The organism is Pseudomonas sp. TWR3-1-1 (assembly GCF_049896545.1).
GTDB classification, from domain to species: domain Bacteria; phylum Pseudomonadota; class Gammaproteobacteria; order Pseudomonadales; family Pseudomonadaceae; genus Aquipseudomonas; species Aquipseudomonas weihenstephanensis.
On record NZ_JAFCUO010000008.1, the window covers coordinates 1 to 16,964 of the forward strand.

A 16,964-nucleotide genomic window follows, 5' to 3' on the forward strand; every position below is an offset into this window, starting at 1 on the left:
TCCTGATAGGTATTGCCCACTGAGTCCGCGGTAAACGCACCGGCAGTGATCAGACCCTGTTTGGTGCCCGTGATGGACATATACGCTGGCGTCGCCATGGATGCTCTCCTTGCTGAAAATGTGCTGACAAATAAGCACTTGGCACGACCCAATGCCGCCCAAGTACTGATTAGACACATCAAGGTTCGTGCCACAGCGTAGAAAAGCCATTAAGGACAAAGAGTTAACTCAATCATGGCGTCTGGAAGACTGATTTACAGGTAGGAAACATCGACAAAGTGCGCAAGAAGTTGCGCAGTACTGCGCAACTTCTTGCGCACTCGCCTACAGACCAATAGCTCTATGAGCTACACAAATGTATGCACAGGTTTATCCACAGATGAGTGCGCAACTTCTTGCGCATAATGGCCATAGGCTGCTATCCGTTGATGCTTGCGACCTCACACACAAAACGGGCGGCTCAAGGCCGCCCGGATCAGAGGTGTAAACGCAGGTTTAAAGGTGCGATTCGGCGTACTCGGCGAGTATCGAACGCGGCACCCCTTGCAGGGCAATGTGAACACCGTTCGGGAAGTCTTTGAAACGCTCCGTCAGGTACGTCAACCCAGAACTGGTGGCTGACAGGTAGGGTGTATCAATCTGCGCCAGGTTGCCCAGACACACGACTTTGGAGCCCGCCCCCGCACGGGTAATGATGGTTTTCATCTGGTGCGGCGTGAGGTTCTGGCACTCGTCGATCAAAATCAAACTCTGCTGGAAGCTACGGCCCCGGATGTAGTTCAGGGATTTGAACTGCAATGGCACCTTGCTCAGGATGTAGTCGACGCTGCCGTGGGTGCTTTCATCCTCCATGTGCAACGCTTCGAGGTTATCGGTGATGGCGCCCAGCCAAGGCTCCATTTTCTCGGCTTCGGTGCCGGGCAAGAAGCCGATTTCCTGGTCCAGCCCTTGCACACTACGGGTACAAATGATGCGCCGGTAACGTTTGCTGACCATGGTTTGTTCAATCGCCGCCGCCAGCGCCAGGATGGTTTTACCCGAACCCGCCGCACCCGACAGGTTGACCAGATGAATGTCCGGGTCGAGCAAGGCATACAACGCCAGCCCCTGGTAGATATCGCGAGGTTTAAGCCCCCAGGCTTCCTGATGCAGCAACGGTTCCTGATGCATGTCGAGGATCAGCAGGTGATCTTTACGCACCTCTTTGATCCAGCCGACAAACCCCTGTTCATCAATGATGAATTCGTTGATATGCACCGAGGGCAGGTTCTCGATCATCTGCACTTGATGCCAGGTACTGCCATGGCCCTGACGGGTTTCCACCTTGCTGACACGGTCCCAGAAGGAACCGGTCATCGTGTGGTAGCCACGCGACAGCATCGACACATCATCGACCAACTGGTCGGTGCTGTAGTCCTCGGACTCGATCCCGCACGCGCGGGCTTTGAGGCGCATATTGATGTCTTTGGTCACCAGCACCACCTGAATTTCAGGCGAGCGGGCATGCAAATCAATCAACTGGTTGATGATGATGTTGTCGTTAAGGGTTTCGGGCAGCAGCGCGTTGGGTTCTCGGCGCTTGTTCATCAAAATCGACAAAAAGCCTTTAGGGCCACTTTTACCGCGCTGAATGGGCACGCCCTTTTCAACGTTTTCCGGCGAAGCCACGCCCAGCACCTGGTCAATCAAACGAATGGCCTGACGGCATTCGGCGGCGACCAACAGCTTGCCGGTTTTGAGTTTGTCGAGTTCTTCAAGCACCGTCATCGGGATTGCGACGTGGTGTTCCTCGAAGTTGAGCATGGCATTTGGATCGTGAATCAGAACATTGGTATCGAGTACATAAAGGATTGGCTGGTTGGAAGAAGGAGTGCGTCCGTGATCATCCATACTCGGTCACCTTTGTGGGAGCCATTCGACGCAATACCGCAACAGTGCTGCGCCTCGATGTGACTGCCGGCTCATCTGCCCATGTCAGATGAATCCCTGCCCGATGGGTCTTGGAAGACGCCACCTGTGTGGCAGGTTTCGGCGGTCTGTCTTCGTAATACTCCAAAACGTGTGACAAGAAAAAGTCTTTTTAGCGGTTTGGCACTATTTTTTTCTGAATGACGAACAGCCCTTGGCGCAATGCCAAACCGCTACTAGGCTGAGGGATCAACCTGTAACAAAAAAGTATCAAAACCGATTAAACACACACACCGCAAGCTTGCAGTCCCCCCCAAAACAAAGCGTTGAATTCTCGCTACCAAAGACCGGCCCGCGCCGACAGCAAGCAAAGATCCGACCTACACCCCCGTCCTTTTGCCCGCACTAAGCTTCACCTCGCACCTGCCAAGAGTGCGCAATGCGCCACGCCGTGGTGGTTGTGCCGACACAGGCCCGTGCAACAACTTTCATTTATGACCGTATTCGTGTCGTGACATGCCCTGCAAAAACACAGGGTACGCGCCAATACGCCGACCGCGCTCATACAAAAGGACGACGCTATGACCCCTATTTCCAAAACGCTCGAACAGATGCTGCTGGAGATCTATAAAGACGACAGAGTTTCATTTACCGAGTTCAGGCAACTGCGCGACAGTGCCGACGAACGTATGGACAGGGTTATCGAACACTTTGGTCAACACAACAATATGACGGCCTTTCAAAAGTCGATGGACGTGACCATGCAACTGCTGCAACTGTCGGTCATTGACGCTAAAAACGGCAAACTGTCTGACACCGGCGAAGCCATCGTCAAAGACGCCATCACCGCCCAGGTCGAATACCTGCGTGCAGGCAGCGAACTGGCGCTGCGGCTTTTGTAAGACTCTTCACTGCCCGCCCTGATCCAGTGCGGGCTATCGACGCTACGGCTGAGCCAGCGCCGAACACTCCTGCCACCCCAGCCCGCTTTGCGCAGTGGCTTTCATCAGCCAGGGCAAAGCGCTACGCACCTTGCTTTGAGTGTCGTGAAAACTGATCACGCCGTGGCGCCATAACAGCATCAGGCTCAATACGCGTTGCGCAGACTGTTCAGCACTCAGGCTGCCGGCCAAGTCCTGGGAGTCAATGTTCCACAGCGCCACCTGCATGCCCTGGGCCTCAAAAAAAGCCCCGCTGTCGGCGCGGCGATGCCCGTAGGGCGGCCGGAATAAAGGCACGTAATTGTCGGGCAATACTTTTTTGACCAGCGCCGAGCTGCGCACAATCGAATCTTGCCAGTCGGTCCAATGGCTATGCGAGCGGTACTCCCAGCCTTGCACTCCTAAGCATTGCCCTTTGTAGAGCGCTTGCAGTGCCTGCACGGACTGTTTGTCCAACCGCGCCTGAACGCTGTTACCCAAGACAAAAAACGTCGCACTCACCGATTGCTTGCGCAGATAGTCAGTCAACCAATCGGTGGTGCCTGGCAGCTGAGTAGGACCACTGTCGAAGGTCAGCATAAACAGTCGGTCATTCATACCGCCGCCATTGAACTCACGGTCGCTGAACAGCTCGATTTCGCTGCCGATTTGCGGGAACAGCGCAGCAAGGCGCAACTGCTCATCCAGGTAGCGGCGGTGAAACTCGGCACTCGGTTCAGCCCAATCGACGTAGAACGAGTCAGGGGCGATTTCAAACTTGCCTGCTTGCTCACGCAAGCTGTCCATGCCGTCCACGTAATAACAGAACGAGGCATCCTGATCGCAGCTTTGCTGGGCGAAGTTGTAATTGGCCAGCAGACGCTGCCACATACGCTGACGGACCGTATCAACCGCGTCCATGTTGATGATTTTCAAGCCCAGCCGCTGGCTGAGCGCACGCTCGTCCAGCGCTTCACTGCTCAACAGGGCATGGGCGAAGGTCAGAATTTCTGCCCGTGACGCCACATCAAACAGCGCCGGGCTGATCAATTGCTCGGGCCATGTGCTGCGATCCAGCGTCGCTGGCTCAGTGGGCGCAGCCACCGCGCTCAGGCACACCAGCCAGGCCGACAAAAAAAGAGCAATACGCACGGGTCAATCTCCCTGTAAAAACTGTGCGCACTATAACCTGCAACCCGGAAAATACCTGTAGTCGCTGCCGCAGGCTGCGATAGCGCAGCAAAACCTGCTGCCATCCATCGCAGCCCCGCCCCTCGACGGCGACGACTCAATCGCGCGGCATACGTGCTATCAGCGTGATAGGTGGAGTCAAACCGCCCAACCCCCTAGAATCCCTCCCACGCTAAAAGGAGACGATACCCATGCTGATGGTGATTTCACCCGCTAAAACCCTCGACTATGAGACGCCGCCGGCCACCCAGCGCTTCACTCAGCCGCAATACCTGGATCATTCCCAAGAGCTGATCGGGCAACTGCGCGAATTAAGCCCGCAACAGATTGGCGAGCTGATGCACCTGTCCGACAAGCTGTCCGGCCTTAACGCCGCACGCTTTGGCTGCTGGACCCCGGCCTTCACGCCCGACAACGCCAAGCAAGCATTGCTGGCCTTCAAGGGCGATGTGTACACCGGATTGAATGCCGTGGATTTCAGCGAAGCGGACTTTGACTACGCGCAAACCCATCTGCGCATGCTCTCCGGGCTATATGGCCTGCTGCGCCCGCTGGACCTGATGATGCCTTATCGCCTGGAAATGGGCACCAAGCTGCAAAACCCGCGCGGCAAAGACCTCTATGCCTTTTGGGGCACGCGCATCAGCGACTGGCTCAATGAAGCACTGGCCGAGCAAGGCGATGACGTGCTGCTCAACCTGGCCTCCAACGAGTACTTCTCGGCGGTCAAAAAGTCAGCCTTGAACGCGCGCATCATCAACACCGAATTCCGGGACTTTAAAAACGGCCAGCACAAAATCATCAGCTTTTACGCCAAAAAAGCGCGCGGCATGATGAGTCGTTTCGTGATCAAGGAACGCATCAACGACCCTGAGCAGCTCAAGCAATTTGACGCCCAGGGTTACTACTACAGCGCCGAACACTCCAAACCGGACCTGTTGGTCTTCTTACGCGATCACACCCCCGAATAAACCCCCGCCTTTTTGACGCCCTCGGCCTGATCGAGGGCGCGTCGCGCTGTGAACCCCTTCACACTCTCGCCCGAACAGCCAAATAATTGACGCCAAAAATACGACTTGAAATTTCCATGAACATAAATTCACTCGACAAATGTGACTTTTTTTCATAGTGGCACCTAATTTTTTTATCAGTAGTGGCACTTAACTATCTACGCCGACGAACGCCCTTAAATTAAAGGACGAAACCTTAAGTGCTATCAATATGGAACCAGTGCCATCTTTTTCCATTTTGTTAATTTTCGTCGAAAACGGGATAAACGGCCCGGAACTATGTTTGGTACGACCGCTCATACAACCCGTAACGATTCTTACAGAGTTTGTGAGACATCACTTACAACGATAAACCTAACTTTCAGGTTTTATCCGCTGCACTCAGGCCCAGGCAAAGGTGATCGAAATCCAGCTATAACCCTTTGTTTATAAAGGCTAAAAAATAAGAAACATCGCGGCGCACAGCGCCCGCCCAAGGCCGTCCCCATCATCTGACATGCCTTAGTAATAGTGATGAGCTGCACTTTAACTGTGCAACTTTCAACAACTTGAAACTTAACGATGCCTGCACTGGGCATTGCGGCTTATATGCGCCGTAGTTCCCTGTGCGCCCACACTTTAAGTCCGGTCATTAATTGGCCTATACACGACAGAGGTAATTGCGATGCGCATCAGCATATTTGGTTTGGGTTACGTCGGTGCAGTGTGCGCCGGTTGTCTTTCCGCTCGCGGCCATGAAGTCATCGGCGTTGACATCTCACAAGACAAGATCGACCTGATCAACCTCGGCAAGTCGCCCATCGTTGAACCGGGGCTTGGCGAACTGCTGGCCCAAGGCATCCAGAACGGCCGCCTGCGAGGCACCACCAACTTTGCATCGGCCATTCGCGAAAGCGACCTGTCGATGATTTGCGTCGGTACGCCGAGCAAGAAAAACGGCGACCTGGAGTTGAACTACATCGAAGCCGTGTGCCGCGAAATCGGCGCCGTACTGCGCGATAAAACCTCGCGCCACACCATTGTGGTACGCAGCACCGTGTTGCCGGGGACCGTGAAAAATGTGGTGATCCCGATCCTCGAAGAGTGCTCGGGCAAAAAAGCCGGCGTCGACTTCGGCGTCGCGGTCAACCCTGAATTCCTGCGTGAAAGCACGGCCATTGCCGACTACGACCAGCCGCCGATGACCGTGATCGGTGAACTCGACACAGCCTCGGGCGATGTCCTGCAATCGCTGTACGAAGAACTCGACGCGCCGATCATCCGCAAGGACATCGAAGTGGCCGAGATGATCAAGTACACCTGCAATGTGTGGCACGCCACCAAAGTTACGTTCGCCAACGAGATTGGCAACATTGCCAAGGCCGTCGGCGTTGATGGTCGCGAAGTCATGGAGGTGGTGTGCCAGGACAAAACCTTGAACCTGTCGCAGTACTACATGCGCCCCGGCTTTGCCTTTGGCGGCTCCTGCCTGCCCAAAGATGTGCGTGCCCTGACTTACCGTGCCAGCTCGCTGGACGTGGACGCCCCGTTGCTCAACTCGCTCATGCGCAGCAACGTGTCGCAAGTGCAAAACGCGTTCGACATCGTCGCCAGCCATGACAAACGCAAAGTTGCCCTGCTCGGTTTGAGCTTCAAGGCCGGGACTGACGACCTGCGCGAAAGCCCGCTGGTGGAACTGGCCGAAATGCTGATCGGCAAGGGTTTTGACCTGAGCATCTACGACACCAACGTCGAGTACGCCCGCGTTCATGGTTCGAACAAAGACTACATCGAATCAAAAATCCCCCACGTCTCCTCCCTGCTCAATTCGGATTTCGACGCGGTGATCAACAACAGCGACGTGATCATTTTGGGTAACCGCGACGAGAAGTTCCGCGCACTGGCCCAAAACGCGCCGCATGGCAAACAGGTCATCGACCTGGTGGGCTTCATGTCCAAAGCCACCTGCACCGTAGGCCGTACCGAAGGCATCTGCTGGTAACACGCCGCCCACTGCAGGCACTGGCGCAGGCTGCGCCAGTGCCTGCAGAGCTTGTGCACCACAGCCTTCATGCTCACACGGAACCTCATTATGCTCAGGCTAAAACACGGCCTTCTTCAAGCCGCCGGTTGGCTGTTTTACCTCACGTTGTTGATGGGCCTCGCGCTGGCGCTGCCAACATCGACCTTCGACGCCGAGTCGAAAAACTTTATTTTCCTGATTGGCGCCGTGGGTATCTGGCGCTACTCAATGGGTGCCACGCACTTTTTGCGCGGCATGCTGTTTTTATATGTGGTGTACCCGCATCTGCGACGCAAGGTGCGCAAACTGGGCAAGGCCGCTGACCCTTCCCATGTATTTTTGATGGTCACCAGCTTTCGTATCGACGCACTGACCACCGCTCAGGTGTACAGCTCGGTCATTCGCGAAGCCATTGACTGCGGCCTGCCCACCACCGTGGTCTGCTCGCTGGTTGAGATGTCCGATGAGTTGCTGGTCAAGAGCCTGTGGGAGCGAATGAACCCGCCAGAGCGGGTCAAACTCGACTTCGTGCGTATCGCCGGCACCGGCAAACGCGACGGTCTGGCCTTCGGTTTTCGCGCCATCTCACGCCATATGCCGGACAGCCGCGCCGTGGTTGCCGTGATCGACGGCGACACCGTGCTGGCACCCGGCGTAGTACGCAAAACCGTGCCCTGGTTCCAGTTGTTCGGCAACGTCGGCGGCCTGACCACCAACGAATTCTGCGAAGTGCGCGGCGGCTACATCATGAGCGAGTGGCACAAACTGCGCTTCGCCCAGCGCCACATCAACATGTGCTCGATGGCCCTGTCCAAACGCGTGCTGACCATGACCGGACGCATGTCGGTGTTCCGCGCCAACGTGGTGACTGACCCCGACTTCATCGCCGACGTCGAAAGCGATTCGTTGCAGCACTGGCGTCTGGGCCGTTTCAAGTTTTTGACCGGCGACGACAAATCCAGCTGGTTCAGCCTGATGCGCCTGGGCTACGACACTTTTTATGTGCCTGACGCAGCCATCCACACCGTGGAGCACCCGCCGGAAAAAAGCTTCATCAAGGCCAGCCGCAAACTGATGTTCCGCTGGTACGGCAACAACCTGCGCCAGAACGCCCGCGCCCTGGGCCTTGGGGTCAAACGCCTCGGCCTGTTCACCAGCGTGGTGCTGTTCGACCAGCGCGTGTCGATGTGGACCTCGTTGCTGGGGCTGACGGTTGCACTGATTGCCAGCCTCAAATACGGCATCACGTTCCTCATCGCTTACCTGCTGTGGATCGGCATTACCCGCCTGATTCTGACCCTGCTGCTGGCCTGCTCGGGACACACCATCGGCCCGGCCTACCCGGTGATTCTTTATTACAACCAGATCGTCGGTGCGCTGGTGAAGATCTACGTGTTCTTCCGCCTCGACCAACAGTCCTGGACCCGTCAGGACACCAAATTGACCCGTGATCTGGCCAGCTTTCAACGTTGGTTCAACACCTGGTCGTCTCGAACCATGACCTTCTCAGCCGCCAGCATCTTTGTGGCCGTGCTGCTGACGATGGTCTGAACCGACACGATCGAATTAACCAGGAACAAGACCTTATGAACACTCAAGTAAACACCAACGTTGTCCACGAATCCGAAGCCCAGCGCCAACACGCACGGGTCAAAATCCCGGCCAAATTACGCTTTACAGGCAAAGACCGCACGCCGATGGACGTCAACATCATCGACCTGTCAGCGGGCGGCCTGAGCTTCTACGCGGCCAATCAGCCACTGAACGTGGGCGAAGTCCATAAAGGCCGCTTGCAGTTTGTGATCGACAACCTCGGTCTGGCGATGGACGTCGATCTGCTGGTGCGCAACGTCGACCGACAGTCCGGGCGGGTCGGCTGCCAGTTCCAGAACCTCGACCAGCAAGACATCTCGACCCTGCGTCACCTCATCACCTCGCACCTGAGCGGCGACCTCGTGACGATGGGCGACGTGCTCGCCACCTTGCAGCGCGATAACTTCACCAAGGCGCGCAAGGTCAAGGACGGCGGCAGCGGTATGACCCCGTTCGGGCGCATGAAAGCCGTGGTGTTGAGTGCGGGCGTATTTGTCGTCGGTCTGGTGGCGTTCGGGTTTGTCGTCAAATCGGTGTACGGCCTGTATTTCGTCACCCACGCGCAGTCGGCGCTGGTCAGTGTGCCGGGCATGAACATCACCATGCCGCGTGACGGCACCGTGCAAAGCCTGGTCAAGGACGACAATCTGGCAGCCAACGGCGCGCCCATTGCCACCTTCAGCACCAGCATGCTGGACGTGCTCAAAGGCCATCTGGACGAAAACCAGTTGCAGCCGGCCAATATCGAAACGCTGTTTGGCAAGCAAATGACCGGCACCCTGACCTCGCCGTGTGACTGCGTCGTCGCCGAGCAAGTGGTTGCCAACGGCCAATACGCCAGCAAAGGTGACGTGATCTTCAAACTGGTGCCGCGCACCAGCGAAGCCAACATCGCCGCGCGCTTCAGCTATCGCCAGTTTGACAACGTACTGCCCGGCACCCCGGTCAACTTCAAAGTCGCCGGTGAAGACTACCTGCGCACCGGCAAGATCATCAGCAGCACCAGCCTCAACAGCGATGACCTGTCCTCGGACATCCGCGTGCAGATCAAGCCCGATGCACCGCTGGACAGCGCCCTTGCCGGCCGCCCGGTGGACGTGCGCAGCGACCGTGGCCCGTCGATGAACTGGCTGATCAGCAAAGCCTCGGCGGCAGGTCTGTAACCATGAAAAACTCATTCCCGGTAGTCGCTGGCGCAGGCTGCGATCCCGAGCCAGGCGCTCGCCAACCACGCGACGGTTTTTTTCGCATTCACAGCGGTTTCGCAACCGCTCGCAGCCTGCGGCAACGACTACAAGGGCCAGCGCTTTGCTTGTTGTCCCTCGCACTCGCCGGTTGCGCGGGCCTGCCCGATCAGCGGCTGGCCAATGAAGCCTTGAAAAACGGCGACACCGCCACCGCACAGCGTAACTATCAGGCACTGGCGGATTTGGGTTACACCGAAGCGCAGGTGGGGCTGGCCGATATCTGGATGCAAAGCCCGGACGCCGAGCAGTTGAAACAGGCCGAAGCCACGTACCGTGAAGCCGCAAAAACCTCGCCCCGCGCTCAAGCGCGCCTGGGGCGTCTGCTGGCCAGCAAACCCGGCGCTACCGAGGCCGAGTTGCACGAAGCGCAAGCCCTGTTGCAGCAAGCCTTTGCCAATGGCGACGCGAGCAGCCTCACGCCGCTGGCGATGCTGTATTTGCAACACCCGCAAAGCTTCCCCCAGATCAATGCCCAGCAGAAAATCAGCCAGTGGCGCGCCGCAGGTTATGCGCAAGCAGGCCTGGCCCAAGTGGCGCTGTACCGCCTCGACGGTACGTACGATCAGCATCTGGATGAAATCGCATCCATCTGCCGTCAGGCGCTGTCCGCCAACGACAGTTGTTACGTCGAGCTGGCCACGGTGTATCAGAAACAAGGCAACACCCAACAGCAGGCCGAGCTGATCCAGCAACTGCAAAGCGCTTACAGCCGTGGCAGCGCCTCGGCGCAAAAGGTCGATGGCGTGGCCCGCGTGCTGGCCGATGCCACCTTGGGCACCCCCGACCCGGACACCGCCAAGTCGCTGCTGGAACGCATTGCACCGGCCTACCCCGCAGCTTGGGTCAGCCTTGCGCAGCTGCTCTATGACTTTCCCGATCAGGGCGACGTCGCGCAGTTGCAGGAATACCTGGACAACGGTCGCGCCGCCGACCAGCCGCGCGCCGAACTGTTACTGGGCAAGCTCTATTACGACGGCAAATGGCTGACCCCGGACGCGCAAAAAGCCGAAGCGCACTTCCTGCGCGCCGTGGACCAGGAAGTGGCTGCCGATTACTACCTTGGCCAACTCTACCGTCGCGGTTACCTGGGCCAGGTGTACCCGCAAAAAGCCCTCGACCACCTGCTCAAGGCCGCGCGCAACGGTCAGAACAGCGCCGATTTCGCCATCGCCCAGTTGTTCTCGCAGGGCAAAGGCACGCAGCCCAACGCCATGAACGCCTACGTGTTCAGCCAACTGGCCACGCTGCAAAACACCCCGCAAGCCAACGAACTGGCCGCCCAACTCGACGAGCAATTGCCCGCAGAGCAACGCGCTGGCGCCCAGCGCCTGCTGCAAAAAGAGCAAGCCTTGCGCGCCACCCTGAGCCAGAACGCCGTGGCCGTACAGGCACTGCAAGCAGAAAACGGCGAGGAAGCCCTATGACCCTCAATCCTTTTGTAAAAGCCGGCATCGGCCTGACTTTCGCATTGCTGTGGTCATGCCCGACCCTCGCGGCCCTGACCGATGAAAAAAACTTCGGCCTTGAAACCAAAATCACTGCGCAATCGGAAGACGACCGTGACCTTGGCACCCGCGATGGCGGCGACGTCAACGGCATCGGTCTGGACCTGCGCCCGTGGGTGTACGGCGAACGGGGCAACTGGAGCGCCTACGCCATGGGCCAGGCCGTGACCTCCAGCGACATCATCGAAACCGACACCTTGCAACAGTCCGACCTTGAGCAAAACAGCAGCAGCGATGCGCGCAAACAAGACAAAAGCTACCTGGCCCTGCGCGAGTTCTGGGTCGGCTACAAAGGCTTTACCGCCTACCCCGGCGAACAGCTCAAGTTCGGTCGCCAACGCCTGCGCAATGACGACGGCACGTGGCGCGACACCAACATCGAAGCGCTGAACTGGACCTTCGATACCACCCTGCTCAAGGCCAATGTGGGCGCGGCTGAACGTTTTAGCGAGTACCGCACCGACCTGACCGAACTGGCCCCGGACGACAAAGACCGGCTGCACCTGTTTGGCGATATTGCCGCGCAATGGACACCCGGCCAATGGGTCGGCCTGCGCGCCCACCACAGCCAGGACGATGGTTCGCTCAAACATCAGGGCGAAGAAGTCGATGCGCTGGACAAAACCCAAAACGGCGACCTGACCTGGCTCGGTATCGAAGCCAACAGCGACGCCTACAACTACCGCAACACCCACACCGTGAATTACTGGGCCAGCGTCACCGGCATGAGCGGCACGCGCGACAAACTCGCCACCTCAACCGTGGGCGGGCGCAACATCGCCGGAGCCAAAACCCGTGACGATGTGGATGGCTGGGCCACCGATCTGGGCGTGCGTTTGCGCCTCGATCCCAACTGGCAAGTCGGCGCTGCCTATTCGCGCGCCAGTGCCAACTATCAGCAGACCGGACTTGAGAGCAACCGCTCCAACTTCACCGGCACGCGCTCGCGGGTTCACCGTTTTGGTGAGGCGTTTCGTGGCGAAATGCAAAACATCCAGAGCGCCAGCCTGTTCGGTTCATGGCAACTGCGCGACGACTACGACGCCTCGCTGGTCTACCACAAGTTCTGGCGGGTCGATGCCAGCAAGCCGATTGGCAGCAACGGCATCAATGCCGTGCAAAACAACGAAGACCCTACCAGCGGCCTGCTCTCCAGCACTTCATTACCGATGATGGATGGCAAAAAAGACCTCGGTCAGGAGATGGACCTGGTCGTCACCAAGTACTTCAAGCAAGGCCTGTTACCGGCCGCGCTGAGCCAGTCCATCGACGAGCCTTCAGCGCTGGTGCGCTTTCGCGGCGGGGTATTCAAGCCCGGCGATGCCTACGGTAAAGGCGTGGACTCATACATGCACCGCGCGTTCGTTGACGTGATCTGGCGCTTTTAATGACAACGCCAACGGGAGTGCGTGACATGAATCATCCTGCCTATCGCGGCGCGATCAGCCTGCTGGCCGGCGCGCTGCTGCTGGCCAGCGCCCCGGCGTTTGCCAGCGCCGAACCGGTAAAACCGAGCGTGGCCAAAGAACTGCAACACGCCAAAACGTACACCGTCAGCACAGCGCCCACCGCCCCGCTGAATATCGCGAAACCGGCGTTGCCCGACCTCTCGGGCTACACCGCCGAGGCGGCAGCGGCCAAGATCGTGCGCAGCACCGCAGGCAAGGTCAGCGTGCGCCGCATGATGCAAGAAAACGCGCTCAAGGACTTTATCGGCGGCGACAACAAAATGGCCGAATGGGTGGTGCGCCAAGGAGGCATTCCGCAGGCGATTTTCATCGACGACGGCTATGTGAACCTCAAGGATTTGGCCAAGCGCCTGCCCAAACAGTACTTCAGCGAAACCGCGCCGGGCGTTTACCTGGCACGCTTGCCGATTGTGGTCGGGCACAAGGGCATTCTGGAAATCGACGCCAGTACCCAAGAGTTGCGCTTGTCCCAGGAAGCCGGTTCGTTTCTGGTCAACGATGGCCAGTTATTCGTGCGTGATACCCGCGTCACGGGCTGGCGTGAAAAAGCCAACGGCCCGGCGACCTTTCGCGATGCCAAAGAGTTTCGCCCGTTCCTGCTGTCGTGGGGCGGCACCGAGACGTACATCATCAACAGCAAAATGGCGAGCTTCGGCTATGCCAACAGCAAGTCGTATGGGGTGAGTATTTCCCAGTACACGCCCAACATGGCCAAGGTGGTCAAACGTGACGAACCCACCGGCTGGATTGTCGGCTCCGAGTTCTCGGACATGTGGTACGGCTTTTACTGCTACGAAACCCGCGACTTCGTGGTCAAGGGCAACACCTACCGCGACAACATCGTCTACGGCATCGACCCGCATGACCGTTCCCACGGCCTGATCATTGCTCAAAACGACGTGTTCGGTACTCAGCGCAAACACGGGATCATTATTTCCCGTGAGGTCAACGACAGCTTCATCTTCAACAACCGCAGCCACGACAACAAACTCTCGGGGCTGGTGATTGACCGTAACAGCGTCAACAACCTGATCGCCGACAACGAGATTTTCCAGAACCACACCGACGGCATCACCCTCTATGAGAGCGGCGACAACCTGCTGTGGGGCAACAAAGTCATCAACAACCGTCGTCACGGTATTCGCGTGCGCAACAGCGTCAACATTCGCCTTTACGAGAACGTGGCGATGGCCAACGGCCTGACCGGCGTGTACGGCCACATCAAAGACCTGACGGACACCGACCGTGACATTGACCTCGACCCGTTCGACGCCGAGGTGTCGCTGATCATGGTCGGCGGTGAGCTGGCCGGGAATGGCAGCGGCCCGCTGGCGATTGACTCTCCGCTGAGTATCGAGCTGTACCGGGTGTCGATGCTGGCCCCGACCAAATCCAGCGGCATCAGCTTCAACGGCATTCTGGGTGAGCGTCAGGACGAAATTCTCGACCTGATGGTGCGCCAGCAAAAAGCCGTGCTGATCGACCCCGTTGAACGCCAGACCGAATTGCGCCACTGAGGATGACTGTTATGCCCCCCCATCTGATCAAGATCTTGAGCCTGTCGGGCCTGACAGCCGCCATCCTCGGCGCAGCCGCAGGCGCACAGGCAGACGCCATTCAAGCGCCAGCCTTTACCGCCCAGGCGTGCTGCAACCTGTGCCCCGAAGCCCACGACGCCAAAAACTACACCACGCGCTATCAGCAGAACTTCACCACCCTGGTGCAGGCTGAAGGCGACTGGTTGTTCCGCACCCAAGAAGACCTGCGCACCGAGTTTGACACCACGCCTGCCGGATACAAACGCATGCAGCAGTTGCACGACGCCTTCAAAAGCAAAGGCGTGGAACTGGTGGTGGTGTACCAACCGACTCGCGGGCTGGTCAATCGCAACAAACTGATGCCCACCGAACGCGATAAGTTCGACTACGACAGCGCGCTGAAAAACTACCAGGCCATGCTCGGGCGCTTCGCCAAGATGGGCTACTACGTACCCGATTTGTCGCCCCTGACCGATGAGTCTGATGCCACGGGCAACAGCGCCCACGATTTCTACTTTCGCGGCGACCAGCACTGGACACCCTACGGTGCCCGGCGCACGGCGAAAATCGTGGCGCAGACGGTAAAAAAAGTGCCGGGCTTTGCCGACATCCCGCAGCGTGAATTCGAAACCAAAATCACCGGGCGCATGGGCAAAACCGGCACCTTGCACAACATGGCCGGCCAACTGTGCGGCACCAGTTACGCGGTGCAGTACATGGACCAGTTCAGCACCGAGCCAAAAGGCGAAGCGGCTGACGGTGACCTGTTCAGCGACGCGGGCAACCCGCAAATCACCCTGGTGGGCACCAGCCACAGCGGAAAGAACTACAACTTTGCCGGTTTTCTGGAGCAATACATCGGCGCTGACGTGCTCAACGTCGCCTTCCCCGGCGGCGGCCTGGAAGGCTCGATGTTGCAGTACCTGGGCAGCGACGAATTCCAGAAAACCCCGCCCAAAGTATTGATCTGGGAGTTTTCGCCGCTGTATCGCCTCGACCAGGAAACCATCTACCGCCAGATGATGGCCCTGCTCGACAACGGTTGCGAAGGCAAGCCTGCGCTGATGAGCAGCAGCACCACGCTCAAACCGGGCGCAAACCAGATGCTGGTCAACAGCAGCAACAAAGACCTGCGCAACGCCAATCACCAAATCGACATCCGCTTCGCCGACCCGTCGGTGAAAACCCTGCAAGCCACGCTCTGGTACATGAACGGTCGGCACGAAGATTTGAAAATCGACAAACCGACCACGTCCGACACAGACGGGCGCTTCGCCTTTGAACTGCGTACCGATGAAGACTGGGCCAGCCAGAACCTGCTGGCCATTGAAATTCAAGGCCCGCAAGACGCGGGCGACGTACAAAAAGTCGACGCCAAAATCTGCAAACGCAACGTTTTCCCCACCTCTGCGCAGCTCAATGCGCAGGCCGGACGATGAGGTTTCTGATGCCTACTGCACCGATCAATTTGCGCACCTTGCTGGCGCCGACGTTGCTCGGCCTGGCGATGTTTGCCAGCACCGCCCATGCCGCCGCGCCCTTGCGCCCGCCCCAGGGCTACTACGCCCCGGTCGAAGCCTTCAAGACCGGCGATTTCAAAAACGACTGCGAGTCGATGCCCCAGCCGTACACCGACAAGCTGGAGTTTCGCAGCAAGTACGAAGGTTCGGACAAAGCCCGCTCGACCCTCAACGTGGCCTCGGAAAAAGCCTTTCGCGACGCAACGTCCGGCATCACCACGCTTGAGCGCGGCACCAGCAAACGCGTGATGCAGTACATGCGTGACGGGCGCCCGGAGCAGCTCGACTGCACCCTGAGCTGGCTGACTGCGTGGGCACAGGCCGACGCACTGATGAGCCAGGAGTTCAATCACACCGGTAAGTCGATGCGCAAATGGGCGCTGGGCAGCATGGCCTCCTCGTACTTGCGCCTGAAATTCTCCGCGTCGCAGCCATTGGCGCACCATGCGCAGCAAGCCCGCGAAATCGAAGCCTGGTTCAGCAAAATGGCCGACCAGGTGGTCAGCGACTGGGACAACCTGCCGTTGGAAAAAACCAACAACCACTCGTACTGGGCTGCGTGGTCGGTGATGGCCACGTCCATCGCCACCAACCGTCGCGACCTGTTCGACTGGTCGGTAAAAGAGTTCAAGGTCGGCGCTCATCAAGTCGACGCCCAAGGCTTTTTGCCCAACGAACTCAAGCGCCAGCAACGCGCCCTCGCCTATCACAACTACGCCCTGCCGCCCTTGGCGATGATCGCCAGCTTTGCGCAGGTCAATGGTGTGGACCTGCGCAACGAAAACAACGCGGCATTGAAACGCTTGGGTGAGCGCGTGTTGAGCGGGGTGAAAGACCCTGAAACGTTTGAAGCTAAAAACGGCAAAGCACCAGACATGACGGATTTGAAGATCGACGCCAAGTTTGCCTGGCTGGAACCGTTCTGCACGCTCTACACCTGCGCGCCCGAGGTGATTGAAATGAAGCGCGGCATGCAGCCGTTCAAAACCTTTCGACTGGGCGGGGACCTGACCAGGGTCTACGACCCGGCGCACGAAAAAGGCTGAAAGCGTCCCCACCCC

General features: G+C 58.2%; 12 protein-coding genes and 1 pseudogene. 10 read left to right on the plus strand and 3 right to left on the minus strand.

From position 1 onward, the window contains the following. Positions 1 to 98 (minus strand): annotated as a pseudogene (locus ACP7A4_RS16915) (Hcp family type VI secretion system effector); the annotation flags it as partial. A gap of 397 nt (positions 99 to 495) precedes the next feature. Continuing rightward, positions 496 to 1,890, minus strand: coding sequence for a PhoH family protein (locus tag ACP7A4_RS16920; protein WP_048363238.1), 1,395 nt, complete (start codon positions 1,888 to 1,890; stop codon positions 496 to 498). 599 nt (positions 1,891 to 2,489) lie between these two features. On the opposite strand from ACP7A4_RS16920, the gene ACP7A4_RS16925 reads away from it, so the two are divergent. Continuing rightward, positions 2,490 to 2,810: a hypothetical protein gene (locus ACP7A4_RS16925; protein WP_059761893.1), complete on the plus strand. Its 321-nt coding sequence runs from the start codon at positions 2,490 to 2,492 to the stop codon at positions 2,808 to 2,810. A gap of 42 nt (positions 2,811 to 2,852) precedes the next feature. Here the strand turns inward: ACP7A4_RS16925 and ACP7A4_RS16930 are convergent, their stop codons facing one another. After that, positions 2,853 to 3,980 (minus strand): polysaccharide deacetylase family protein, encoded by a 1,128-nt coding sequence (locus ACP7A4_RS16930; protein WP_426247832.1) that lies wholly within the window; start codon positions 3,978 to 3,980, stop codon positions 2,853 to 2,855. Positions 3,981 to 4,210: 230 nt separating this feature from the next. On the opposite strand from ACP7A4_RS16930, the gene yaaA reads away from it, so the two are divergent. The 9 genes from yaaA (at position 4,211) to ACP7A4_RS16975 (ending at position 16,949) form a co-directional block, all read left to right on the plus strand. Then, on the plus strand, positions 4,211 to 4,990 hold the full coding sequence (gene yaaA / locus ACP7A4_RS16935) for a peroxide stress protein YaaA (protein ID WP_048363235.1): 780 nt from the start codon (positions 4,211 to 4,213) through the stop codon (positions 4,988 to 4,990). A gap of 703 nt (positions 4,991 to 5,693) precedes the next feature. Further along, positions 5,694 to 7,010: a nucleotide sugar dehydrogenase gene (locus ACP7A4_RS16940; protein WP_048400125.1), complete on the plus strand. Its 1,317-nt coding sequence runs from the start codon at positions 5,694 to 5,696 to the stop codon at positions 7,008 to 7,010. Between the two features lie 90 nt (positions 7,011 to 7,100). Then, positions 7,101 to 8,582, plus strand: coding sequence for a mannuronan synthase (gene alg8 / locus ACP7A4_RS16945; RefSeq protein WP_048363233.1), 1,482 nt, complete (start codon positions 7,101 to 7,103; stop codon positions 8,580 to 8,582). Positions 8,583 to 8,617: 35 nt separating this feature from the next. Continuing rightward, positions 8,618 to 9,787, plus strand: coding sequence for a PilZ domain-containing protein (locus tag ACP7A4_RS16950; RefSeq protein WP_426247833.1), 1,170 nt, complete (start codon positions 8,618 to 8,620; stop codon positions 9,785 to 9,787). A gap of 2 nt (positions 9,788 to 9,789) precedes the next feature. Continuing rightward, complete coding sequence (gene algK / locus ACP7A4_RS16955) at positions 9,790 to 11,295, plus strand: alginate biosynthesis TPR repeat lipoprotein AlgK (RefSeq protein ID WP_426247834.1); 1,506 nt, start codon at positions 9,790 to 9,792, stop codon at positions 11,293 to 11,295. Further along, positions 11,292 to 12,764, plus strand: coding sequence for an alginate export family protein (locus ACP7A4_RS16960; RefSeq protein WP_203303910.1), 1,473 nt, complete (start codon positions 11,292 to 11,294; stop codon positions 12,762 to 12,764). Before algK ends, ACP7A4_RS16960 begins: the two co-directional genes overlap by 4 nt. Positions 12,765 to 12,790: 26 nt before the next feature. Beyond that, the gene (gene algG / locus ACP7A4_RS16965) at positions 12,791 to 14,362 is read left to right on the plus strand and encodes a mannuronan 5-epimerase AlgG (RefSeq protein ID WP_059761896.1); all 1,572 of its coding nucleotides are present in this window, start codon (positions 12,791 to 12,793) and stop codon (positions 14,360 to 14,362) included. An 11-nt stretch (positions 14,363 to 14,373) separates the two neighbouring features. Continuing rightward, complete coding sequence (locus ACP7A4_RS16970; RefSeq protein ID WP_059761897.1) at positions 14,374 to 15,822, plus strand: alginate O-acetyltransferase; 1,449 nt, start codon at positions 14,374 to 14,376, stop codon at positions 15,820 to 15,822. Between the two features lie 8 nt (positions 15,823 to 15,830). After that, complete coding sequence (locus ACP7A4_RS16975; RefSeq protein WP_059761898.1) at positions 15,831 to 16,949, plus strand: mannuronate-specific alginate lyase; 1,119 nt, start codon at positions 15,831 to 15,833, stop codon at positions 16,947 to 16,949. Positions 16,950 to 16,964: the final 15 nt, after the last annotated feature.